Annotated in this window: 23 protein-coding genes; 19 read left to right on the forward strand and 4 right to left on the reverse strand. The window is 68.6% G+C overall.

The features are described 5' to 3' along the window. Positions 1 to 36 precede the first annotated feature (36 nt). From HWY45_RS20275 to HWY45_RS20335, 13 genes are all read left to right on the forward strand, one after another. On the forward strand, positions 37 to 1,113 hold the full coding sequence (locus HWY45_RS20275; protein ID WP_059562897.1) for an aromatic ring-hydroxylating dioxygenase subunit alpha: 1,077 nt from the start codon (positions 37 to 39) through the stop codon (positions 1,111 to 1,113). Further along, positions 1,106 to 1,876 (forward strand): SDR family oxidoreductase, encoded by a 771-nt coding sequence (locus tag HWY45_RS20280; protein WP_059884133.1) that lies wholly within the window; start codon positions 1,106 to 1,108, stop codon positions 1,874 to 1,876. The genes HWY45_RS20275 and HWY45_RS20280 overlap by 8 nt, the downstream gene beginning before the upstream one ends. 33 nt (positions 1,877 to 1,909) lie before the next feature. Continuing rightward, the gene (locus HWY45_RS20285; RefSeq protein WP_059563106.1) at positions 1,910 to 2,437 is read left to right on the forward strand and encodes a cupin domain-containing protein; all 528 of its coding nucleotides are present in this window, start codon (positions 1,910 to 1,912) and stop codon (positions 2,435 to 2,437) included. An 18-nt stretch (positions 2,438 to 2,455) separates the two neighbouring features. After that, positions 2,456 to 3,367: an alpha/beta fold hydrolase gene (locus HWY45_RS20290; protein ID WP_059884134.1), complete on the forward strand. Its 912-nt coding sequence runs from the start codon at positions 2,456 to 2,458 to the stop codon at positions 3,365 to 3,367. A 127-nt stretch (positions 3,368 to 3,494) separates the two neighbouring features. After that, positions 3,495 to 4,358, forward strand: coding sequence for an IclR family transcriptional regulator (locus HWY45_RS20295; protein WP_059884135.1), 864 nt, complete (start codon positions 3,495 to 3,497; stop codon positions 4,356 to 4,358). Continuing rightward, positions 4,358 to 5,155: an SDR family oxidoreductase gene (locus tag HWY45_RS20300; protein ID WP_059884136.1), complete on the forward strand. Its 798-nt coding sequence runs from the start codon at positions 4,358 to 4,360 to the stop codon at positions 5,153 to 5,155. Before HWY45_RS20295 ends, HWY45_RS20300 begins: the two co-directional genes overlap by 1 nt. Beyond that, on the forward strand, positions 5,148 to 6,815 hold the full coding sequence (locus HWY45_RS20305; RefSeq protein ID WP_059884137.1) for a thiamine pyrophosphate-binding protein: 1,668 nt from the start codon (positions 5,148 to 5,150) through the stop codon (positions 6,813 to 6,815). The genes HWY45_RS20300 and HWY45_RS20305 overlap by 8 nt, the downstream gene beginning before the upstream one ends. Beyond that, complete coding sequence (locus HWY45_RS20310) at positions 6,808 to 7,635, forward strand: aspartate dehydrogenase (protein ID WP_059884138.1); 828 nt, start codon at positions 6,808 to 6,810, stop codon at positions 7,633 to 7,635. The genes HWY45_RS20305 and HWY45_RS20310 overlap by 8 nt, the downstream gene beginning before the upstream one ends. An 82-nt stretch (positions 7,636 to 7,717) precedes the next feature. Continuing rightward, entirely contained in the window at positions 7,718 to 9,208 is a 1,491-nt protein-coding gene (locus HWY45_RS20315; protein WP_059884139.1) for an aldehyde dehydrogenase, read from the forward strand. 18 nt (positions 9,209 to 9,226) lie between these two features. Next, entirely contained in the window at positions 9,227 to 10,189 is a 963-nt protein-coding gene (locus tag HWY45_RS20320; RefSeq protein ID WP_059562889.1) for a VOC family protein, read from the forward strand. Next, entirely contained in the window at positions 10,186 to 11,427 is a 1,242-nt protein-coding gene (locus tag HWY45_RS20325; RefSeq protein WP_059884140.1) for an NAD(P)/FAD-dependent oxidoreductase, read from the forward strand. The genes HWY45_RS20320 and HWY45_RS20325 overlap by 4 nt, the downstream gene beginning before the upstream one ends. Positions 11,428 to 11,457: 30 nt before the next feature. Further along, positions 11,458 to 12,858 (forward strand): MFS transporter, encoded by a 1,401-nt coding sequence (locus HWY45_RS20330; RefSeq protein WP_059884141.1) that lies wholly within the window; start codon positions 11,458 to 11,460, stop codon positions 12,856 to 12,858. Positions 12,859 to 13,170: 312 nt separating this feature from the next. Then, positions 13,171 to 14,307 (forward strand): sensor histidine kinase, encoded by a 1,137-nt coding sequence (locus HWY45_RS20335; protein WP_059884142.1) that lies wholly within the window; start codon positions 13,171 to 13,173, stop codon positions 14,305 to 14,307. A gap of 189 nt (positions 14,308 to 14,496) precedes the next feature. Here the strand turns inward: HWY45_RS20335 and HWY45_RS20340 are convergent, their stop codons facing one another. Next, positions 14,497 to 15,330, reverse strand: coding sequence for an oxidoreductase (locus HWY45_RS20340; protein WP_059884143.1), 834 nt, complete (start codon positions 15,328 to 15,330; stop codon positions 14,497 to 14,499). Positions 15,331 to 15,424: 94 nt separating this feature from the next. Between HWY45_RS20340 and HWY45_RS20345 the strand changes: the two genes are divergently transcribed. Further along, positions 15,425 to 16,396, forward strand: a complete 972-nt coding sequence (locus tag HWY45_RS20345) for an AraC family transcriptional regulator (RefSeq protein WP_059884144.1) — start codon at positions 15,425 to 15,427, stop codon at positions 16,394 to 16,396. Between the two features lie 117 nt (positions 16,397 to 16,513). Continuing rightward, positions 16,514 to 17,002, forward strand: a complete 489-nt coding sequence (locus HWY45_RS20350; protein ID WP_059884145.1) for an NUDIX domain-containing protein — start codon at positions 16,514 to 16,516, stop codon at positions 17,000 to 17,002. Between the two features lie 22 nt (positions 17,003 to 17,024). Here HWY45_RS20350 and HWY45_RS20355 read toward each other — a convergent pair whose 3' ends face one another. After that, positions 17,025 to 17,594, reverse strand: coding sequence for a helix-turn-helix domain-containing protein (locus HWY45_RS20355; RefSeq protein ID WP_124517257.1), 570 nt, complete (start codon positions 17,592 to 17,594; stop codon positions 17,025 to 17,027). A 35-nt stretch (positions 17,595 to 17,629) separates the two neighbouring features. Between HWY45_RS20355 and HWY45_RS20360 the strand changes: the two genes are divergently transcribed. The 3 genes from HWY45_RS20360 to HWY45_RS20370 all read left to right on the forward strand — a co-directional run bounded on the left by HWY45_RS20360 (position 17,630) and on the right by HWY45_RS20370 (position 19,116). Continuing rightward, positions 17,630 to 18,157 (forward strand): GNAT family N-acetyltransferase, encoded by a 528-nt coding sequence (locus HWY45_RS20360; RefSeq protein ID WP_059562881.1) that lies wholly within the window; start codon positions 17,630 to 17,632, stop codon positions 18,155 to 18,157. Next, positions 18,154 to 18,606, forward strand: a complete 453-nt coding sequence (locus HWY45_RS20365) for a DMT family transporter (protein WP_059562880.1) — start codon at positions 18,154 to 18,156, stop codon at positions 18,604 to 18,606. The genes HWY45_RS20360 and HWY45_RS20365 overlap by 4 nt, the downstream gene beginning before the upstream one ends. Positions 18,607 to 18,711: 105 nt before the next feature. Next, positions 18,712 to 19,116, forward strand: coding sequence for a lysozyme inhibitor LprI family protein (locus tag HWY45_RS20370; RefSeq protein WP_230946849.1), 405 nt, complete (start codon positions 18,712 to 18,714; stop codon positions 19,114 to 19,116). Between the two features lie 35 nt (positions 19,117 to 19,151). Here HWY45_RS20370 and HWY45_RS20375 read toward each other — a convergent pair whose 3' ends face one another. Beyond that, entirely contained in the window at positions 19,152 to 19,586 is a 435-nt protein-coding gene (locus HWY45_RS20375) for a universal stress protein (protein ID WP_017329052.1), read from the reverse strand. A 330-nt stretch (positions 19,587 to 19,916) separates the two neighbouring features. On the opposite strand from HWY45_RS20375, the gene HWY45_RS20380 reads away from it, so the two are divergent. After that, entirely contained in the window at positions 19,917 to 21,401 is a 1,485-nt protein-coding gene (locus tag HWY45_RS20380) for an amidase (RefSeq protein WP_059884147.1), read from the forward strand. A gap of 108 nt (positions 21,402 to 21,509) precedes the next feature. Here HWY45_RS20380 and HWY45_RS20385 read toward each other — a convergent pair whose 3' ends face one another. Next, positions 21,510 to 22,949 carry a carbohydrate porin gene (locus HWY45_RS20385; RefSeq protein ID WP_059884148.1) on the reverse strand — a complete coding sequence of 480 codons (1,440 nt, stop codon included), beginning with the start codon at positions 22,947 to 22,949 and terminating at the stop codon, positions 21,510 to 21,512. Positions 22,950 to 23,074: the final 125 nt, after the last annotated feature.

Genomic DNA, 23,074 nt, shown 5'->3' on the forward strand with positions numbered 1-23,074 from the left:
CGCCGACCCGACGACAACCGAATCCGGAGCCCACTGATGACGTCCCCCGCACAACCCGCATCCCAACACGACCCGGTCCGCGCCTATCTCGACCGCGGCATCAAGAACTACTGGTATCCCGTCGCGCCGAGCTGGCAGGTGTCGAACGCGCCCGTCGGCCTCACGCGCCTGTCCGAGCAGATCGTGCTGTGGCGCGACCACCAGGGGCAGGTGCATGCGCTCGAGGATCGCTGCCCGCACCGCGGCGCGCGCCTGTCGCTCGGCTGGAACCTCGGCGGCAACCTCGCGTGCTGGTATCACGGCGTCGAAGTCGACGGCAGCGGCACGGTCAACCGCGTGCCGGCCGTGTCGAACTGTCCGCTCGAAGGCACGAAGTGCGTGAAGTCGTATCCGGTGCAGGAAAAGGCCGGCGCGATCTTCCTGTGGTTCGGCGACGATGCGCATGCCGAGCCGGCGCCGCTGAACCTGCCCGAGGAACTCGTCGCCGACGAATACGCGCATTTCCTGTGCGTGTCGAACTGGACCTGCAATTACCAGTACGCGATCGACAACGTGATGGACCCGATGCACGGCGCGTACCTGCACGCGACGTCGCACTCGATGGCCGAAGGCGACAAGCAGGCCGAGATGCGCGTGCGCAAGACGGAAACGGGCCTGATGTTCGAGAAGATCGGCCAGCGCGACGTGAACTTCGACTGGGTCGAACTCGGCGAGACGGGCTGCCTGTGGATGCGCCTCGCGATTCCGTACAAGCAGAAATTCGGCCCGGGCGGCAACTTCGGGATCATCGGCTTCGCGACGCCGGTCGACGACGACCACTGCCAGGTGTACTTCTGGCGCACCCGCAAGGTCAGCGGCTGGCAGCGCGACGTGTGGCGCTTCATGTACCGCAACCGTCTCGAGGGCCTGCACTGGGACGTGCTCGAGCAGGACCGCTACGTGCTCGAAAGCCTCGCGCCGAACGCGCGCGACCACGAATACCTGTACCAGCACGACGTCGGCATCACGCGCGTGCGGCGGATGCTGCGCCAGCGCGCGCAGGAACACCTGTCCGCGCTCGACGCGTATCGCGCCGCGCAACAGCCGGCCGCTACGGAGCAGGCTCATGGCTGAGCGCGCATCCGTCGTGTCGCTCGCCGGCCGGCGCGTGCTCGTCACGGGCGGCGCGCGCGGTCTCGGCGCGGCGTTCGTGAAGGCGCTCGTCGCCGCCGGCGCGCAGGTCGCGTTCGGCGACGTGCTGGCCGACGACGGCCGCGCGCTCGCCGCGCAGCTCGCGCAGCAGGGCCATGCCGCGCATTTCTTCGCGCTCGACCTCGCCGATCCGGCCAGCGTCCATGCGTTCGTCGCGCAGGGCGCGGCGGCGCTCGGCGGCGTCGACGGCCTGATCAACAACGCGGCGATCACGAACTCGGGCGGCCGGCTGTCGACGGAACTCGACGTCGCGACCTGGGACGCGGTGATGAACGTGAACGTGCGCGGCCTGTGGCTCGCGAGCAATGCGGCGCTGCCGTACCTCGCGCAGTCGGGGCGCGGCGCGATCGTGAACCTCGCGTCGGACACCGCGCTGTGGGGCGCGCCGAAGCTGCTCGCGTACGTCGCGAGCAAGGGCGCGGTGATCGCGATGACGCATGCGCAGGCGCGCGAATTCGGCGCGCACGGCGTGACGGTCAATGCGATCGCGCCGGGCCTCACCGAAGTCGAGGCCACCGCCTACGTGCCGGCCGAACGCCACGCGTATTACCAGCAGGGCCGCGCGCTGACGCGCGCGCAGGTGCCCGACGACGTGACGGGCCCGGTGCTGTTCCTGCTGTCCGATGCCGCGCGCTTCGTGACGGGGCAACTGCTGCCGGTGAACGGCGGCTTCGTAATGAACTGATTTTCACTCTGAATCCGAATGAAGGAGATGACGATGGCGGACGCCGATCTCGATCGCAAATCGTGGGACCAGCCGGAAGGCGCAAGCTTTGGCGACTGGATGGAAGGGCGCGTCGCGCGCTACGCGACGCGGCGCTACGACTGGGATGCGCTGAAGTTCCAGGCCGACTACGACCCGAAGTACCGCCGCGCGCAGATGCGCTACGTCGGCACGGGCGGCACGGGCGTCGCGAAGGACGTCAACACGGTGCCGGCCGGCAACTTCACGTTCTCCACGATGGTGATCCCGGCCGGCAACATCGGCCCGAGCCACATCCACATCGACGTCGAGGAAATCTTCTTCGTGCTGCGCGGCAAGATGAAGGTGATCTGCGAGCGCGACGGCGAGACCTGGGAAGCGATCCTCGGCGAGCGCGACCTGATCTCGGTGCCGCCGGGCGTGTACCGCACGGAAATCAACATCGGCGAGGAAGACGCGCTGATGTGCGTGATGCTCGGTTCGTCGAAGCCGATCACGCCGACGTATCCGCCGGATTCGCCGCTCGCGAAGATCAAGCGTTGAGCGCAGACAGGTGAAGCGATGAGTGTCATCGACAAACGTGAACGCGAGCGCGTCGCCGCCTTCGCGACGCTGCTCGAGCGGTTCCCCGAGCAGCGCTCGCCGGCCGGCGCGGCGGGCACGATCGGCTACCGCGAGGCCGGCGCGCAGCATGCCGGCCACACCTTGGCCGGCCGCGCGCACCCCGTCGTGCTGCTGCACGGGATCGGCTCGGGCGCCGCGTCGTGGGTGCGCCAGCTCGATGCGCTCGGCGCTTCGCGGCGCGTGCTCGCGTGGGACGCGCCGGGCTACGGCGCATCGACGCCCGTGCGCGGCGCGTCGCCGGTGGCCGCCGACTATGCGGCGGCGCTCGGCGCGTGGCTCGATGCGCTCGGCATCGAACGCTGCGTGCTGGTTGGCCATTCGCTCGGCGCGATCGTCGCGGGCGGCTTCGCCCGCGCGCTGCCGGCGCGCGTCGCCGGGCTGCTGCTGATCTCGCCCGCGGGCGGCTACGGCAGCGCGCCCGCCGAGACGCGCGACGCGCGCCGCGACGCGCGGCTCGCGATGCTGGCCGAACTCGGCCCGGCCGGGCTCGCGGCGCAGCGCAGCGCCAACATGCTGTCCGGCAACGCGAGCGAGGACGCGCGCGCATGGGTGCGCTGGAACATGGCGCGCATCGTGCCGGCCGGCTATGCGCAGGCGACGCACCTGCTCGCGAACGCCGATCTCGCTTCGGATCTCGCCGGCTTTCGCGGCCGCACGGCGGTGGCCGTCGGCGCGAGCGACGCGATTACGCCGCCCGCGGCATGCGAGCGGATCGCGGCGGCCGCGCACGTCGGGCTGCAGGTGATTCCGCAGGCCGGGCATGCCGGTTACGTGGAAGCGCCGGCCGCTTATACGGCATTGATCGACACGTTCTGCCGTCAATGCGACCAGCAGCGGGGGATGAGATGAACGACCCCCACATCCACTTGCTTTGCATGGGACCGGAATACGCGCTAAAGCGCCACGCCGGATCGACACGTTCACTGCCCCCCGAGGGGGCGGCTGCCGCCCTTGTGGCGGCCCGGCGGGAGACAGCATGAGCGAACCGCTGATCAACGAAACCGATGGCGCGAAGGGCGACGAGAAAAGCGAAGCGACCTACGTGGTGCCGGGCCTCGAACGGGGCTTGCGGATTCTCGCGGAGTTCTCGCCGCGCGAGCCGGTGCTCGGCGCGCCGGAGCTGTCGAAGCGCCTCGGCATTCCGCGCACGACGGTGTTCCGCCTGCTGCAGACGCTCGAATCGCTCGGCTTCCTCGAGCGCGCCGACAAGGATCGCAACTACAAGCTCGGCATCGCGGTGCTGCGGCTCGGCTTCGAATACCTGAGCTCGCTGGAGCTGACCGATCTCGGCCTGCCGGTGATCGAAAGCCTGCGCGACGCCACCGGCTTCACGACGCACATCGTGATCCGCGACGGCCGCGACGTGGTGTTCGTCGCGAAGGCGCAGAGCCAGGCGCCGGTGTTCAGCTCGATCCGGGTGAACGTCGGCACGCGGCTGCCGGCGCACGCCACCACGCACGGGCACGTGCTGATGGGCGACCTGTCGCTGGGCGAGCTGCGTGCGCTGTATCCGGAAGGCACGCTGCAGCGGATGACGCAGGCGACGCCGGACACGGTCGACGCGCTGTACGGCGTGATCCGCGAGGACGCGCTGCGCGGCTACGGCGTCAGCAACTCGTCATTCGAGCGCGGCATTTCCGTGGTCACCGCGCCGGTGCGCAACGAGACGCAGAAGATCGTCGCGTGCATCACGGTGACGGTGCCGCGCCCGGAGATCGACGCGACGCTGATCGCCGACGGCCTGATCGACAAGGTGCAGCGCGCGGCGGCCGAGCTGTCGCGGCGGCTCAACTACCGCTCGGACGACGAGCATTCGTTTTTGAAGGCATTGGGGCTCTGATGATCCAGATCGATTTGACCGGGCAAGTGGCGGTGGTGACGGGCGGTTCGTCCGGCATCGGCCTCGCGACGGCCGAGCGGTTCCTGCAGGCGGGCGCGTCGGTCGCGATATGCGGCCGCGACGGCGAGCGCCTTGCGCGCGCCGAGGCGATGCTCGGCGCGCAATACCCGGGCGCGCAGCTGCTCGCCGCGCGTTGCAACGTGCTCGACGAGGGCGACGTCGCGAGCTTCGCGCAAGCCGTGTCCGCGCGCTTCGGCCGCGCGGACATGCTGATCAACAACGCCGGGCAGGGGCGCGTGTCGACGTTCGCCGACACGAGCGACGACGCATGGCGCGACGAACTCGAGCTGAAGTACTTCAGCATCATCCGGCCGACCCGCGCGTTCCTGCCGATGCTGCGCGATGCGGCCGCGCCGAGCATCACCTGCGTGAACTCGCTGCTCGCGCTGCAGCCGGAGCCGCACATGGTCGCGACGTCGTCGGCGCGCGCGGGGGTGCTGAGCCTCGTGAAGTCGCTCGCGACCGAGCTTGCGCCGCAGCGCATCCGCGTCAACTCGATCCTGATCGGCATCGTCGAATCGGGCCAGTGGCGCCGCCGCTACGAAGCGCAGGCGCAGCCCGGCCAGAGCTGGGAAGACTGGACGGGCGAACTCGCCCGCAACAAGAACATTCCGCTGAACCGCTTCGGCCGGCCTGACGAGGCCGCCTGGGCGCTCTTTTATCTCGCAACGCATCTGTCGTCCTACACGACGGGCAGCCATATCGACGTTTCTGGAGGCTTTGCACGCCATGTCTAACAAAACCACGGTTGGCGAGCTGATTGCCGCCTTTCTCGAGCAGTGCGGCGTGAAGACCGCCTTCGGGGTCATCTCGATCCACAACATGCCGATCCTCGACGCGATCAACTCGCGCGGCAACATCCGCTATGTCGGCGCGCGCGGCGAAGCGGGCGCGCTCAACATGGCCGACGGCCTGGCCCGCGTGTCGGGCGGCCTCGGCGTCGCGTTCACGAGCACCGGCACGGCGGCGGGCAACGCGGCCGGCGCGATGGTCGAGGCGCTGACCGCCGGCACCGCGCTGCTGCACATCACCGGCCAGATCGAGACGCCGTACCTCGACCAGGATCTCGCGTACATCCACGAAGCGCCGGACCAGCTGACGATGCTCGACGCGATCTCGAAGGCCGCGTTCCGCGTGCGCACGGTCGAGACGGTGCTGCCGACGATCCGCGAGGCCGTGCGCGTTGCGCAGACCGCGCCGACGGGCCCCGTGTCGGTCGAGATTCCGATCGACATCCAGGCGGCCGAGATCGAATGGCCGGAAGACCTCGCGCCTGCACACGTTGCAGTCCGCGAACACGACAGCGCACGCATCGCGAAGCTCGCCGACGCGCTCGCGAGCAAGCGCCGCCCGCTGCTGTGGCTCGGCGGCGGCGCGCGCCACGCGCGGGCGGAAGTCGAGCGCCTCGTGAAGCTCGGCTTCGGCGTCGTGACGAGCGTGCAGGGCCGCGGCGTGCTGCCCGAGGATCATCCGGCGACGCTCGGCGCGTTCAACGTGCATGCGGCGGTGGAAGCGTTCTACAAGACCTGCGACGCGCTCGTCGTGGTGGGCTCGCGCCTGCGCGGCAACGAGACGCTGAAGTACAAGCTCGCGCTGCCGCAGCCGCTGTTCCGCGTCGATGCCGATGCGCTCGCCGACAACCGCGGCTATCGCAACGACCTGTTCATCCACGGCGATTCGAAGCGCGTGCTGGCCGAACTGGCCGACCGTCTCGAAGGCCGCCTGAACGTCGATCCGCAATTCGCGGCGGATCTGGCGGCGGCGCGCGAGCAGGCGGTTGCAGACGTTGCAAAGGGCCTTGGGCCCTACAAGCAGCTCGTCGACACGCTGCAGGCCGCGGTCGGCCGCGACTACAACTGGGTGCGCGACGTGACGATCTCGAACAGCACGTGGGGCAACCGCCTGCTGCAGATCTTCGAGCCGCGCGCGGGCGTGCATGCGCTCGGCGGCGGCATCGGCCAGGGGATCCAGATGGGCATCGGCGCGGCGCTCGCGGGCGCGGCGGCGAAGACGGTCTGCCTGGTCGGCGACGGCGGCCTGATGGTCAACGTCGGCGAACTCGTGACCGCCGTGCAGGAAAACGCGAACGTGATGATCGTGCTGATGAACGACCAGTGCTACGGCGTGATCCGCAACATCCAGGACGCGCACTACGGCGGCCGCCGCTGCTTCGTCCAGCTTCACCAGCCCGATTTCGCGCAGTTCTGCGCGAGCTTCGGCCTCACGCACTACCGGATCACGTCGCTCGACCAGGCCGAGGGCATCGTGCGCGAAGGGCTGGCCAAAGAGGGCCCGGTGCTCGTCGAAGTGGACATGCTGTCGGTCGGCTCGTTCGCATCGCAGTTCGCCGGCCCGCCGGTGAAGAAGGAAGCGCCGTCGGAGCGCCAGTATGCGTAACGATCACGCACACGGGCATGCGCCCGTCGACGTCGCGATGATCGGTTTCGGCGCGATCGGCGCGGCCGTGTATCGCGCGGTCGAGCACGACGCGTCGCTGCGGGTCGCGCACGTGATCGTGCCCGAGCATCAGCGCGCGGCCGTGCAGGGCGCGCTCGGCGGCGCGGTCGACGTGGTGTCGTCGGTCGGCGCGCTCGCGCATCGCCCCGAGTTCGCGCTCGAATGCGCGGGCCACAGCGCGCTGGTCGATCACGTCGTGCCGCTGCTGAAGGCCGGCACGGATTGCGCGGTGGCGTCGATCGGCGCGCTGTCCGATCTCGCGCTGCTCGACGCGCTGTCGCAGGCCGCCGACGAGGGCGACGCGACGCTCACGCTGCTGTCCGGCGCGATCGGCGGCATCGACGCGCTCGCCGCCGCGAAGCAGGGCGGCCTCGACGAGGTGCTGTACGTCGGCCGCAAGCCGCCGCTCGGCTGGCTCGGCACGCCGGCGGAAGAACTGTGCGACCTGCGTGCGATGACCGAGGAGCGCGTGATTTTCGAAGGCACCGCGCGCGACGCGGCGCGGCTGTACCCGAAGAACGCGAACGTCGCGGCGACCGTCGCGCTCGCGGGCCTCGGGCTCGACCAGACGCGCGTGCGGCTGATCGCCGATCCGGCGGTCGCGCGCAACGTGCACCGGATCACCGCGCGCGGCGCGTTCGGCGAGATGTCGCTCGAGATGAGCGGCAAGCCGCTGCCCGACAACCCGAAGACGTCCGCGCTGACGGCGTTCAGCGCGATCCGCGCGCTGCGCAACCGCGCGGCCCGCTGCGTGATCTGAGCGGGCGGCCCGGGCGACCGAAAGATCGATCCGCGCCGCTGCAAGGGCGGGGGCGCAGAGACAGACTTGTGGGATTTGTGAAATGACTCCATTCGATACGAGCCTCGTACCCAACGGCGACATCCTGGTCGGCGGCGCGTGGCGGCGCGGCCGTGGCGCGCCTTACGCGAGCCTCTACCCGGCCGACCAGTCGCTGAACATGGAAGTGTCGACCGCGAACGCGGAAGACGCGGCCGAAGCCGTCGAGGCCGCCGACGCCGCGTGGCGCCGCGCCGACTGGGCCGGGCTCAAGCCGCACCAGCGCGCGCAGGTGCTGTACCGCATCGCGGATCTGATCATGCAGCGCCACGAGGCGCTGGCGAACCTGCAGCGCCGCGACAACGGCAAGCCGATCGGCGAGACCCGCGTGCTGGTGGCGAGCGCGGCGAACACGTTCCGCTATTTCGCGGCCTGCCTCGAAACGCTCGACGAGGAACTGACGCCGTCGCGCGGCGACTACCTGACGATGAGCGTGTACGAGCCGATCGGCGTGATCGCGGCGATCACGCCGTGGAACTCGCCGATCGCATCCGACGCGCAGAAGCTCGCGCCGGCGCTCGCCGGCGGCAACGCGGTGGTGCTGAAGCCGGCCGAAGTCACGCCGCTCGTGTCGCTCGCGCTCGCGCGCATCTGCGAGGAAGCCGGCGTGCCGAAGGGCGTGTTGAGCGTGCTGCCGGGCAAGGGCTCGGTGATCGGCGACGTGCTGGTGCGCCATCCGCTCGTGAAGAAGGTGTCGTTCACGGGCGGCACCGAAGTCGGGCGCGGCATCGCGCGCATCGCGGCGGAGAAGCTGATGCCCGTATCGCTCGAACTCGGCGGCAAGTCGCCGACCATCGTGTTCGACGACGCGGATCTCGATCACGCGGTCAACGGCGTGCTGTACGGCATCTTCAGCTCGTCGGGCGAGGCCTGCATCGCCGGTTCGCGCCTGTTCGTGCAGCGTTCGGTGTACGACGAATTCATGCAGCGCCTGGTGGCCGGCGCACGCAAGCTGCGCGTGGGCGACCCGACGCGCGCCGATACGCAGATGGGGCCGCTCATCACGGCGAAGCATCGCGAGTCGGTGGAGCGCTACGTGGCGCTCGGCCTCGAGGAAGGCGGGTGCCTGCTGTGCGGCGGCGAGCGGCCGTCGGGCGACGGGCGCGAGGGCGGCTTCTACTATCAGCCGACGATCCTCGAAGGCCTGCCGAACAGCGCGCGCATCTGCCAGGAAGAAATCTTCGGGCCGGTGCTCGTCGCGATGCCGTTCGACGACGAGGCATCGCTGATCAAGCAGGCGAACGACAGCGTGTTCGGCCTTGCCGCCGGCATCTGGACGCGCGACTACAAGCGCGCGTGGCGCACCGCGCGCGCGCTCGAAACGGGCACCGTGTGGATCAACACGTACAAGCTGTTCTCGATTTCCACGCCGTTCTCGGGCTGGAAGGAGAGCGGGATGGGCCGCGAGAAGGGGCGTCTCGGCATCCGCGAGTACATGCAGCAGAAGAGCCTCTACTGGGGCTTGAACGACGCGCCGCTGCCGTGGGCGAACTGAGCGAAGGGGAATGACGCAATGAGCATTTTGGGTATCGAGCAGATCACGTACGGCGTCGACGACCTGGCGACCTGCCGGCGCTTCTTCGCCGACTGGGGGCTCAAGGAAGTCGCGCACGACGACACGCGCGCGCGCTTCGAGACGATGAACGGCTGCACCGTGCTGCTCGTCAAGGCCGACGATCCGGCGCTGCCGCCCGCGTTCGAGGCCGGCCCGACGCTGCGCGAAGTGACCTGGGGCGTCGCAACGCCCGCGGAACTCGACGCGCTGCGCGGCAAGCTCGCCGGCCAGCCCGGCTACTACGCGCACGACGATGCGGTCGGCTGCATCGATCCGAACGGGATGGCGATCCGCATCGAGGTGACGCGCAAGCGCGCGCTCGACGTGAAGGGCTCGCTGTCGAACGTGTGGGGCGAGACGCTGCGCGTCGATACGCCGAGCACGATCTATGCGCGCGCGGAGCCGGTCGAGGTCGGCCACGTGGTGTTCTTCACGAACGCGCTCGACGCGCAGGAGACGTTCTATCACGCGCTGCTCGGCTTCGAGACGTCGGACCGTTACCCGGGCCGCGGCGCGTTCATGCGCTGCGCGCCGCACGGCGGCCATCACGACCTGTTCCTGCTGGCGCTGCCGAACGGCAAGCGCGGCCTGAACCACGTCGCGTTCACCGTGCGCGACATTCACGAGGTGTTCGGCGGCGGCATGCACATCGACCGCTGCGGCTGGGAAACCCAGCTCGGGCCGGGCCGGCATCCGGTGTCGTCCGCGTATTTCTGGTATTTCCAGAACCCGGCCGGCGGCCTGATCGAGTACTACGCGGATGAAGACGTGCTGACGCCCGACTGGCAGCCGCGCGAATTCGAGCCGGGCCCGACCGTGTTCGCCGAATGGGCGGTCGACGGCGGCCTCGACGGCAACACGCGGCGCCAGAAGCACGCGAAGGCGCCGGAAGGCAAGTTCATGACGGAGCGCAAATCATGACCGACGCAACCAACGAAGCGGGCGCGGTGCAGACCGTGGTCGTGATCGGCGGCGGCCAGGCCGCCGGCTGGGTGCTCAAGACGCTGCGCGCGGAAGGCTTCGCGGGCCGGCTCGTGATGATCGCCGACGAGCCGCACCTGCCGTACGAGCGCCCGCCGCTGTCGAAGGCGGTGCTTGCCGGCGACGCGCACATCGAGACGGTGCGCGTCGTGCATCCGGAGGAGTTCGATTCGCTGAACGTCGAGGCGTGGCAGCCGGAACGCGCGGCCTCGATCGACCGTGCGCGCCGCGTCGTGCGCACCGAGAGCGGCCGCGAGGTCGAATACGACCGCCTCGTGATCGCGACCGGCGGCACCTCGCGCCGCTTGCCGGCATCGCTGGTAAGGACTTCCAACCTGCATTACCTGCGCACGCTCGACGAAGCGGCCGCGCTCGGCGAGAAGCTGCGTGCGAGCCGGCGCGTGCTCGTGATCGGCGGCGGCTGGATCGGCCTCGAAGTCGCGGCGACCGCGCGCAAGCTCGGCGTCGAGGCCATCGTGGTCGAAGGCGCGCCGCGCCTGTGCGGGCGCTCGGTGCCGCAGCTCGTGTCGGATTTCCTGCTCGACCTGCATTGCTCGAATGGCGTCGACGTGCGCCTCGGCGCATCGCTCGTGTCGCTGGATGGGCAGCCCGACGACGCGTCGAAGGTGCGCGCGACGCTCGCCGACGGCACGACGATCGACGCCGATTTCGCGGTGGCCGGCATCGGCCTCGCGCTGAACGCGTCGCTCGCGAGCGATGCAGGCCTCGCGGTGGACGACGGCATCGTCGTCGACGAGTTCGGCATGACGAGCGACCCGGCCGTGTTCGCGTGCGGCGACGTCGCGAATCATCACAACGGCTGGCTCAAGCGCCGCGTGCGGCTCGAATCGTGGGCGAACGCGCAGAACCAGGCGATCGCGGCCGCGAAGGCGGTGCTCGGCGTGCGCGCGCCGTACGCGGAAATTCCGTGGTTCTGGTCCGATCAGTACGACGTGAACCTGCAGATCCTCGGCGATCTGCCGGCCGATGCGCAGCTCGTCGTGCGCGGCGAACTCGCCGCGCGGCGCGCAACGCTGTTTTTCGTGGGCGACGGGCATGTGAGAGGTGTCATCGCCGTCAACAACGCGCGCGAGCTGAAGCTCGCGCGCAAGTGGATGAACCAGGGCCGGGCAGTGGATACGGAAGCCCTGGCAGACACGAGCAAGGCACTGGCCTGACCGGGCGACGAGACAAAGGAGACACCCCGCATGAGCACTTTCGACAACGTCGTGGCCGGTCGGCCCACGATGGACGCCGCTGCCGCGACGCCCGGCGCGATCATCGCGCGGCTCGAACGGCTGCCCGCCAACGCGATGCAGATCCGCGCGCGCGTGCTGATCGGCACCGCGACCTTCTTCGACGGCTTCGACGTGATCACGATCGCGGCGACGCTGCCGCTGCTGATTCACAAGTGGGGGCTGTCGCCGACGCAGATCGGCATGCTGATCGCGTCCGGCGCGATCGGCCAGCTGATCGGCGCGTTCCTGTTTCCCGCGCTCGCGGAGAAGCACGGCCGCGTGAAGGCGATCGCGTGGAGTTCGGCCGTGATCGGCGTCACCAGCATCGCGTGCGGGTTCGCGCCGACCTTCGAGGTGTTCGTGCTGCTGCGCATCCTGCAGGGGCTCGGCCTCGGCGGCGAGCTGCCGGTGGCGGCGACCTACATCAACGAGATCACGCGCGCGCACGGCCGCGGCCGCTTCGTGCTGCTGTACGAGATCGTGTTCCCGATCGGCCTGCTCGCGTCGATGGCGCTCGGCGCGTGGCTCGTGCCGCGCCTCGGCTGGGAGGTGATGTACTTCATCGGCGGGATGCCGCTGCTGCTCGCGCTCGTGCTGACGCGCATCGTGCCGGAATCGCCGCGCTGGCTCGCGTCGCGCGGGCGGCTGCCGGAGGCGGGGCAGGCGCTGGGTGTGTTCGAGGCGTCGGTGAAGGGCACGCTGCCGCCGGTCACGCAGGCTGCTGAATTCGACGAGATCGTGCGGCAGCACCCGAAGCGCCGGATGGTGGATTTGTTCAGCGCCGCGTACCGGAAGCGCACGCTTGCAGTGGCGACCCTGTGGGCGACCTGCGGCTTCATCCAGTACGGGCTGTCGACGTGGCTGCCGACGATCTACAAGAACTTCTATCACGCGCCGCTGCAGCTCGCGCTGAACCTTGCGGTGATCGGCTCGGTGATGGGTGTGCTCGGGTCGCTCGTGTCCGCGCTGCTGGTCGACAAGCTCGGCCGCAAGCCGGTGATCGTGTGGTCGTTCGTGCTGTGCGCGGTGTCGCTGGCGTTGGCGGGGGTTTATCACGCGGCGTCGGTGTATGTCGTCGCGACGTTCTGCTCGCTGTCGCTCGGGCTGATGGCGTCGGGCTTTATCACCGCGTATGTGTATACGCCGGAGCAGTATCCGACCAGCATCCGCGCGTCGGGCTGCGGCCTCGGCAGCGCGTGGCTGAAGATCGCGTCGTTCGTTGCGCCGATGGTGGTGCCGCACGCGATCATCGGCGGGGATTTGAGCCCCGCGTTCTACCTGCTCGGCGCGGTGCCGCTGATCGCGGCCGTCACCGTGCATTTCGTCGGAATCGAGACGAAGGGGAAGGTGCTGGAGGCGCTGGAGGCGTAGGTGTCGGTGGTGCGGGATGCCTGAGCGCGATGCGGCCCGGACGATGTCCGGGCCGTTTTTCTTGGGTTCATCGACGATCGCCGGGAAGCGCGGGGCCGACTGCGGTGTTCGGCCAATTTGAGACGGTCGGCTATGTCGCGCGAACGGCCGTTTCCGGTTGACCGCCCCAAGATCCCGGTCTCCTGCGTCTTGACCTGACGATGGTATTCGCCCTCGGTCGGGTTCGTTCCGATCGGCGTTCGCCCCAAATACGCGTAACATGGATCGGTTGATCGCACTTTGTGACCCTGTTTACGCTTTGGAGATGCCTGCATGCTCCTTGCTGACTTTATCGTGCGAGACATGGAGCCGATCCTGGTGCAATGGGAGGCGTTCGCCGCCACCCTGCTGCCGGCGGCAGCAAACATGCAATCGCTGGCATTGCGCGACCACGCGCAGCAGATTCTTCTCGCGGTGGTAAAGGACCTGCGGACTTCGCAGACCAGGGAAGCCCAACGCGAAAAATCCCTGGGGCGCGGCTCCAGTCAGATCGACGCGACCGAAACCGCCGCGCAAACGCATGCGCTGTTGAGAGCAAGGGCCGGTTTCGATATCAACCAGCTCGCCGCCGAATATCGTGCCTTGCGCGCAAGCGTGCTGCGCTTGTGGATGGACGACTGCGCACCCTCGGCGCCTGAGCTGGACGACGTCATTCGTTTTAACGAAGCGATCGATCAGGCAATTGCCGAATCGGTCGGCTTTTTCAGTGCGCAGGTCGAGCAGAGCCGTAACCTCCTGCTTGGCATGCTGGGGCACGACATGCGCGGCCCTCTTCAGGCGATCGTGGCGACCGCTTCGTATCTGGCGGCCCTGAATGACGGGGAACAGGTATCGCGAGCCGCGGCCCGCATGATACGGAGCGGAGCGCGGATGCAGGCGTTGCTCGATGACCTGACCGATTTCAACCGGACCAACCTGGGATTGGGCATCAAGGTCATCCCCACGAGCATCAATCTGGCGGATGTGCTTGCTGATGAGGTGGACGAGCTGCGTGCAATTCATCCTGACAGGCAGATCGAGTTACACGTTGGCGGTGATTCACAGGGGGTCTGGGACGGCCGGCGCGTGCAGCAAATGATCGGAAACATGGTTCTCAACGCCATCAAGTATGGTGCGCAAGATACGCCCGTGCGAGTGACGGTAACAGGCGACGCAACGCATGTCCGGATCGACGTCAGCAATCGCGGACCTGCCATCGACAGCACCCTGCTGGCAGACATCTTCAATCCGCTGACGCGAGGGGCAGACCATCAGGGCAAACACGAGCGGGCGGCGAGTCTCGGGCTGGGGCTGTATATTGCCAGCGAAATCGCCAAGTCCCACCACGGCGTCATCGAAGCGCGGTCCGACGGCACGGAGACCACCTTTTCAGTAACGCTCCCTCGTGCGAATGGAACCAAGGAACCATAACAGCGCTGACATTTCGTCGCAGTGGGAAGCCATACCCGACGGCGTTCGTCGCGGGTACACGCTGGACGGCGCGCTGCCACTGGATCTGGCAGGTCCAAATGGCGCTATCGTATCGTGGTCATGCATCGTGCCCTCGAGGCGCGACAAAGCGGCATGCCGTTCTCGCCAGCGTCACCGTCCCGCCGGCCTTCAACCATCCGTCGAAACCGTCACCGCCTCCCAAGCCCGGATTTCCCCGTCCAGCGCCGACAACTTGTCCCGCACGAGCCTGAGCGCGTCACTCCCCAACAAGAGATGAGCCGGCGGCCGTTCCGCCGCGATCGCCGCGAGCATCGCCCGCGCGGCTTTCACGGGATCGCCCAATTGCTTGCCGCTTTTCTCCTCGCGCGCTTTTCGGATCGGGTCGAAGAGCGCGTCGTAATCCGCGATCGAGCGGGGCGTGCGCGCCATCGACCGGCCGGCCCAATCGGTGCGGAACGAACCCGGCGCGACGGCGGTCACGGCGATACCGAAAGGCCCGAGCTCTTTCCCGAGCGCTTCGGAAATTCCTTCCAGCGCAAACTTGCTCCCACAGTAATACGCGATCCCCGGCATCGTGATGTGGCCGCCCATCGACGTGATGTTCAGGATGTGCCCGCGCCGACGTTTGCGCATGAAGGGCAGCGTAGCCTTGATCATCGCGACCGCGCCAAACACGTTCACGTCGAACTGCCGACGCATTTCCGACAGCGGCGCTTCCTCCATCACGCCTTCATGGCCGTAGCCGGCATTGTTGACCAGCACGTCGATAGGCCCGACGCTCGCCTCGATATCTGATACGACGCCGTCGATCGCGTCGAAGTCGGTCACGTCGAGCACCCGCCCAACCGCGCCATACGCGTGCAGCGCTTCGAATTCACGCCTTGCCTGTTCGCTTCTCACCGTGCCGACCACCGTGTAACCCACCGCCAGCGCCTCTTGCGCGAGCGCACGCCCGAAGCCGCTGCTGACGCCGGTGATGAGCAGGATCTTGCTGGATGCCATCGGAGCCTCTCCCGAATGTCGTTTGGAGCCTGCATGTTAGTCTTGCAAACGACGCCGAAACAGCCGCATTCCGCTGAACTTCTTGCATAAAACTATGAGCACCAAGCGCGCGGCAACGCGACCCCCGGAGCCGCTTTCCCGCAGCCGGAAACGCATGGTCGCGCTGCTGCGCGCCTTGGCCCCCGACGAGGGCTACAACCTGACGGCACTGCCGAGCGTGCGCGTGCTGCGTTCGAACCGCGCGCTGTCGCGCACGCCGGTCCTGTACGATCCCGGCATCGTGATCGTTTGCCAGGGCAGCAAGCGCGGCTACTTCGGCGGCCAGCGCTACCTGTACGACGCGCATCACTACCTGGCCGTGTCCGTGCCCGTGCCGTTCACGATGGAAACCGACGCCACGCCGGCGCATCCGCTGCTCGCGCTGTATCTGCACCTCGATTTCACGATGGCTGCCGAACTCGCGGCACAGATCGACCGCGAGGGCGCAACGGAGCGCATGCAAGCGCCGAAGAGCATGATGTCGACGCCGATGGACGACGCGATGCAGGCATCGGTGCTGCGCTTCGTCGAGGCGCTGCATCGGCCGCTCGAAGCCGCGGTGCTGGGGCCGGCGCTGCTGCGCGAACTGTATTTCCGGGTTCTCACCGGCGCGCAGGGCGACGCGATGCGCGCCGCGCTGGCGATGCGCGGCCAGTTCGGCCGGATCGGCAAATCGCTGCGCCTGATCCATGCCGACTACGCGCAGCCGCTCGACGTCGCGCAGCTGGCCGGAGAGGCGGGCATGAGCGTGCCGAGCTTCCACAGCCACTTCAAGGCGATCACGCAGGTGTCGCCGATGCAGTACGTGAAGTCGACGCGCCTGCATCAGGCGCGCCTGCTGATGGTGCGCCAGGGCCTGAGCGCGGAGGCGGCGGGCCACGCGGTGGGTTACGCGAGCCCGTCGCAGTTCAGCCGGGAATTCAAGCGTCTGTTCGGCTCGACGCCGGCGGCGGAGGCGAAGCGCATGCGCGAGCGCTTCGCGATTCCGGCCGCATTTGCGGACGCTGCGTATGTGTCGTCGCACTGATTCAGGTGTACCGAGTGTCGACTGCGGTGTTACCGTGTCGCCCGGTCGCGACGACAGGCGCGACAAACCCGTATGACCCGAAACGTCAGTTCATCATGAAAGGAAAGGAGAGACCTCATGCCGAGCCTTGAGCGAACGCGATCTGCCAGGTTCATCGACGCTGGCTGGCGCATGGCGCTTCGCATCGGATTCCGGCTCGCTCGCGTCTGGTGGCGCCTTCGACGGCCCAGCCATGAGGGCGCGCTGATCGCCGTCTACGTCGGGCGGTCGCTGTTGCTGCTGAAGTCATCGTACCGGGCCGAATGGAATTTTCCCGGCGGCGGTGTCGGGCCCGGCGAGTCGCCCGAGGCAGCGGCGCAGCGCGAAATGGACGAGGAGATCGGTCTCTCGTCGCACCCGTTGATCCCCGCCGGCAGCGTCAGCGGCATCTGGGACGGGCGAAGAGACCGGGTGCACTTCTTCGAACTGCACCTCGACAGCATGCCCGAGCTGCGGCTCGATCATCGCGAGATCGTCGCCGCGCATCTGGCTTCGCCGGAGGAATTGAGCGGCTTCGCGGTGACGGATGCGGTCGCTGCGTATCTCGGCAGAGATCGCCGCGATTAGCCGGCGCTTTGCGACGAGACAATCAAGCCCGCTGCACAAGAATCACCGCGTATTTGCAGCTTCGCGCGCTTTCATTCCTGAACACGCAGTCGCTCGGCGGCCCGAGTTCGAGGCAGTCGCCGACCGCCAGTTCATGGCGCGTGCCGCCCTCGATGAACACCAGCTCCCCATCCAGCATCCAGATCAATTGCCGCGCGTGCAGGTAGGCCGACGCCGGCATCGGGATTTCCGTCGCCGGCGGCAGGTCGATCTCGACGAGGTTCAGCGGCGACGCGGACTTCGGCGACACGTGACGCCGCACATACCCGCTTTGCGGATCGACCCACAGCGGCTGGTCCGCCGCGCGCAGCAGGCGGCCTTCCTCGAGTTCCGCGAGCGCCAGCAGCGCCGACATGGTCAAGCCGAACGCGCCCGCCAGCTTCGCCAGCAGCGACGCGGTCGGGCTGCTCTCGCCGCGCTCGATCTTGTGAATCATCGCCCGCGACACGCCGGACTTCTCGGCAAGATTGGTCAGCGACCAGCCGCGGTTCTCGCGCTCGGTTCGAATGCGCGCGCCGACACGCTGATCTACGTTGTCTAACATGGTGTACACTTGTTTTACTATAGTGGACTATCGATGAGGCTGATATGGTAATTCGCGATGCGGGTCCGGATGACGTGGAAGGTATCACGGCCATCTACAACGATGCCGTCGCGCATACGACTGCGATCTGGAACGACTTGACGGTCGATGCCGCGAATCGTACGGCATGGCTCGGCGATCGGCAGAAGGCCGGCTACCCGGTGCTCGTCGCGGTCGATGCGGGCGGTGCCGTGCTCGGTTATGCGTCGTTCGGCGACTGGCGGGCCTTCGACGGCTACCGTCATACGGTCGAGCATTCGGTCTACGTCCGCGGCGACCAGCGCGGCAACGGCATCGGCCTGGCCCTGATGCAGGCGCTGATCGGCCGCGCGCGGGCCATCGGCAAGCATGTGATGGTGGCCGGCATCGAGGCGAACAACGCCGGGTCGATCCGGCTGCACGACAAGCTCGGCTTCGAGCACGTCGGGCACCTGAAAGAAGTCGGCATGAAGTTCGGCAAGTGGCTCGATCTCGCGTTCATGCAGCTCAGGCTCGATGCGCGGCCGACGCCCGACGCCGCGCCGGCGCCATGATGCTGCTCCTGTCGTTCGGCCTGCTGGTCGGCGCTGGCGCGGCGATCGTCGCGCAGAATGCGCTGATGGCACGCATCACGGCGTCATCGTCGACGGTGCTGATCGCGCTGGTGATGAATTCGGTGGTCGGTCTCGTGCTGCTGGCGGCGCTGCTGTTCGCACGGTCCGGCGCGGCGGGGTTCGGCGAGATCGCGCGGTCGTTCCGGGCCTGGAGCCTGCTGCCGGGGCTGCTCGGGTCGTTCTTCGTGTTCGCGAGCCTGACCGGCTATCAGCGGTTCGGCGCCGCGACCACCATCGCGGTCGTGGTTGCGAGCCAGCTCGTGTTCGGCTTGCTGGTGGATGCCGCCCGGGCGCAGGCGCAGCAGCCCAGCCTGCAGGCGCTGGCCGGCGCGGGCCTGCTGGTGCTCGGCGCGTTTCTGGTCGCGTCGCGCAACGTTGCAGGCCATTGAGAATCGGTCCGGGCCCGTCTACGAAATTCGGCCGACACGGCGTGCCCCAATGCGCGCACCATGCGTGATGGCGGATGAACGCCGATCAACGGATGGAGGCGGACGATGACGCGAACAGCCGGGTTGGTGGTCCTGATGGCCCTTGCGATGCCGATTGCATCGGCGCAGCAGAAGGTCGATCCGATCGAGGCGCAGGCCAACGCGTGCCTTGCCGCGCCGGCGGGGCAGACGACGTCGGGCATGATCGAGTGCTCGCATCAGGCGTACGTGGCGTACGACAAGCGCATGAACGAGGTCTATCAGCGCGTGATGCGCAGCGCCGATCCGCAGACGCGCGAACTGATCCGCCAGGCGCAGCGCCAGTGGCTCGCCTACCGCGACGCGCAGCGCAAGGCCGATAACGGCCCGTGGCGTGCCGACCGCGGCTCGATCGCGAGCGTCGATATCGAGGCGCTCAACGTGGATGCGATTCGCGCGCGGATCCAGGAACTGGACTACTACGCGCGCTGAGCGCGGCCGCCGCCGCGCGGGTGATGGCCTGGCGCTTACTGCACCGCGGTGACGGGAATCGTCGAAATCCGCACGAGCCGGTCGAGCACGCTGCGCCGGAACAGCGACAGCAGGCTGTGCAGCGGATCGTGCCGCGGCGCGACGACGACGATCTCGTCGCAGCCGGTCTCGGCGGCCGTGGCCGCGATCGTATCCGCCACCGGCCCGACCTTCATCACGACGCTGTACGCGACGCCGGCATCGCGCAGCACCCGTTCGGCCTTCGCGAGTTCGCCTTCCGAGAAATGCCGCTCGATATCGCGCAGGCGCGACAGCGGATGATAGGCCTCGAGCCGGGTTGCCTCGAGCGGCGGCTGGACGTTGATCAGCACGATCTCCGACGCGCACCGTTCCCGGTAGAGAAAGGTCGCATGGCGAACCGCCTGCAGCGAGCGGGACGAGTGGCCGACCGGAACCAGCAGCTTGAGCATGGAGGATGCTCCAGTAACGAGATGCTTTCAGCGTAGCGCGCGTCCGGCCGGAATGATCTAAAGAGATCGGGCGGCCGCGTAAACATGTCGTATACGCGTCCGGCCGCGCGCATGCCGCTAATAAGAAATATAAGAAATTTACGTTTATGCGCATAAACGTTTTCATCGGGCGGGCGGCGGGTTTGCCGCGATTCAGTCGAATCCCCACTGAATCCGCACGGAAAAAATCGGAGGTCGCGGGCGGCGCGTCGCGTAGAGTAGAACGTCAAACGGCGGCGCGGCGCCTGCCGCGACATCCGCCATCCCCGTCCGCATCCCAGGAGACCTCGCATGCCGCACGGCGCCCCGTCGCTTTCCGCTCCCGCCTCCATTCCCGTCGATCCGATCGTGCGCCTGTCCGCGGCGGAGCTCGCGTCGGCGATCCGCCGCAAGGCCGTGTCGTGCGTCGAGACGATGAACGCGTACCTCGACCACATCGAGCGCGTGAACGGCGCGGTCAACGCGATCGTCGCGCTGCGCGAGCGCGACGTGCTCGTGGCCGAGGCCGCGCAGAAGGATGCGGCGCTCGCGCGCGGCGAGCATCACGGCTGGCTGCACGGCATCCCGCAGGCGCCGAAGGATCTGGCGATGACGAAGGGGCTCGTCACCACGTTCGGCTCGCCGATTTTCCGCGCCAACGTGCCGCAGACGGATTCGGTCGGCGTCGCGCGGCTGCGCGCCGCGGGCGCGATCTTCGTCGGCAAGACCAATACGCCGGAATTCGGGCTCGGTTCGCATACGTTCAACGACGTCTACGGCGCGACCCGCAACCCGTACGACCTGACGAAGAGCGCCGGCGGCAGCAGCGGCGGCACCGCGGCCGCGCTCGCGGCGCGGATGCTGCCGGTGGCGGACGGCAGCGATTTCGGCGGCTCGCTGCGCAATCCGGCCGCGTTCTGCAACATCTACGGCATGCGGCCGTCGCAGGGCCGCGTGCCGCGCTGGCCGGGCGTCGACGTGTTCGTGCAGCAGCTCGGCATCGAAGGGCCGATGGGGCGCACCGTCGGCGACGTCGCGAACCTGCTCGCGATCCAGGCCGGCTACGATCCGCACGACCCGCTGTCGCTCGCGGAGGATCCTGCCGTGTTCGCGCAGCCGCTCGACGCGGACCTGCGCGGCAAGCGGGTCGCGTGGGTCGGCGACTGGAACGGCTACCTGGCGACCGAGCCGGGCGTGCTCGCGCAGTGCGAGGCCGGGCTCGCGACGCTGCGCGAGATCGGCTGCGACGTCGACGCCGCGCTACCGGCGTTCGCGCCGGAACGGATCTGGCGGATCTGGCTCGCGCACCGGCACTTCCTGTCGGGCGGGGGGCTGCTCGCGCATTACCGCGATCCGGCGCGGCGCGCGCTGCTGAAGCCCGAGGCGATCTACGAGGTCGAGGGTTTGCTGGCGCTGCCGGGGCAGGCGATCTTCGACGCGAGCGTCGAGCGCACCGCATGGCACCACGCGCTGCTCGGCTTCTTCGAGCGCTACGACTTCATCGCCGCGCCGACCGCGCAGGTGTTTCCGTTCGACGTCGACGCGCGCTGGCCGCAGCAGATCGCGGGCCGCCCGATGGACACCTATCACCGCTGGATGGAAACGGTCGTGCCATGGACGCTCGCCGGTTGCCCGGTGATCAACGTGCCGGTCGGCTTCAACGCGGCCGGGCTGCCGATGGGGATGCAGCTGATCGGCCGGCCGCGCGCGGACCGCGCGGTGCTGCAGCTCGCGCGCGGGTACGAGCAGGCGGCCGACTGGGTCGGCACGCGGCTGCCGGCGTGGATGGCGGTGTAGTGCGGTGTAGCGCGGCGAGCGCCGGATGGCGGCCCGGCTGCTGCGCGCCGCAGGATGAAAGCCCGGCCCGTCATGTCGCGCGTCGCGCGCTGACGGCCCGGCGCACCCTCAGAACGTGACGTTGGTCCGCAGCCCGAGCACGAACGTGTTGCGCAGCGGCGCGCGCGGGTCGCTCGGGTTCTGGCCGGCGCCCGCGTTGAACGTGTACTGCGCGTCGGCCTGGATCTGCCACCACGGCGCGACCTGGTAGTTGTACATCGCCTCGAGCGCCGTCTCGCTGCCGCGCACGCCGTACGGGCCGCCGCCGCCGAACGCGCGCGCGTCCTCGTCGAGCGAGCGCACGTGGCGGCCGACCTTGATGTAGGTGAGCGCGAGGCCCGCGCTGTCGTTGTCGCGGCCCGCGAACGGCGCCTTCAGCACGACGCCGACGTTGGCCGCCGCGCTGACGAGGTTGCGGTCGCCCGGCGCGGCCATCACGCGCGCGAACACGCCGAGGCTGCGCGGGCTGTCGGGGCCCGCGCGCCACACCATCTGGTCCGCCACCGCATAGACGCTGTAGTCGCCGCGATGCGGCCGGCCGGCGCCGCTCGAATCGGGGTTCCCGAGCGACAGGCCGGTGGTGTCGTCGCGCTGGTCCGCGAAACTGCCGCTGTGATACCAGACGCCGAGCTTGTAGGTGCCGGGCAGGCCGCCGGGCGTCTTGGTGCCGCCCGTGCTGCCTTCCTGGTTGATCGCGTACTGCAGCTCGCCGATGAACAGCGCGCCGTCGTGCAGGTTGAAGTTGGTGCCGCTGCGGTTGTTCGGGTTGTTGCCGAGCGGATCGCCGTCGTACACGCCGGCGAGCGCGGTCAGCGACGGCGTGAGCTTCGCCCGCACCCGCACGCCGAGCGCGGACAGCGGATACGCGGGGCCGCCGCTCGGCAGGTCGTAGGACGGCAGCGCGGGCCAGCCGAACATCGTGTTGATGAAGGCCGCCGAGTAGGCGCTCGTCATGAATTCCTGGTCGATCGCCTGCTGGCCGACCCGCACGTCGACGCGCTCGTCGAGCAGCGACTGCTGATACCAAAGCTCCCACAGCCGCGTCGTGCTCTCGGCTTCGATCCCGCTCGCGGTGTTCAGCGTGCCGAGATAGTTCGGGCTGAACTGGCGGCCGTGGATCTGCAGCGCGCTCGCGTTGAAGCTGCCGCCTTTCCAGCCGAACGCCTTGTCGGTATCGACGCCGAGCGTCATCGTCGTCAGCCCGTGATACGCGACGCCGCGGTCGAGGCCGCCGCGCAGGTTCGCGAGCAGTTCGCTCGATTCGGTCAGCCCGAACGTGACGCCGTACTTGCCGAGCCACGGGCGGATGCCGCCGATGTCGCCGAGCAGCGTGTCGCGTGTCCACAGGCTGTCGGCGGCGGGTGCGGCCGGGTCCGCGGCGGGCGCGTCCTGCGCGACGGCGGCGCCGGCGCCGAGCAGCGTCGCGCATGCGACAGCGGCGGCGGACAGGCGGCGCAGCTTGCGCGCGGTCGCGCGGGGCGTGGCGAAATGCGGCGAAGCGAGCGGCATGACGATCCTTGTAGGCGAAGCGACAGGTGGGCCGCGCAACGGCCAAGCGCGGCAGTTGAGGGCAAGGCGGGCGAATCGTAAGAAACGCGGCCGGCCTCGTCAATCGCGGCACGGGGAATTTCAGA

Origin of the sequence: Burkholderia stagnalis, from assembly GCF_902830275.1 — a bacterium.
Lineage (GTDB): Bacteria > Pseudomonadota > Gammaproteobacteria > Burkholderiales > Burkholderiaceae > Burkholderia > Burkholderia stagnalis.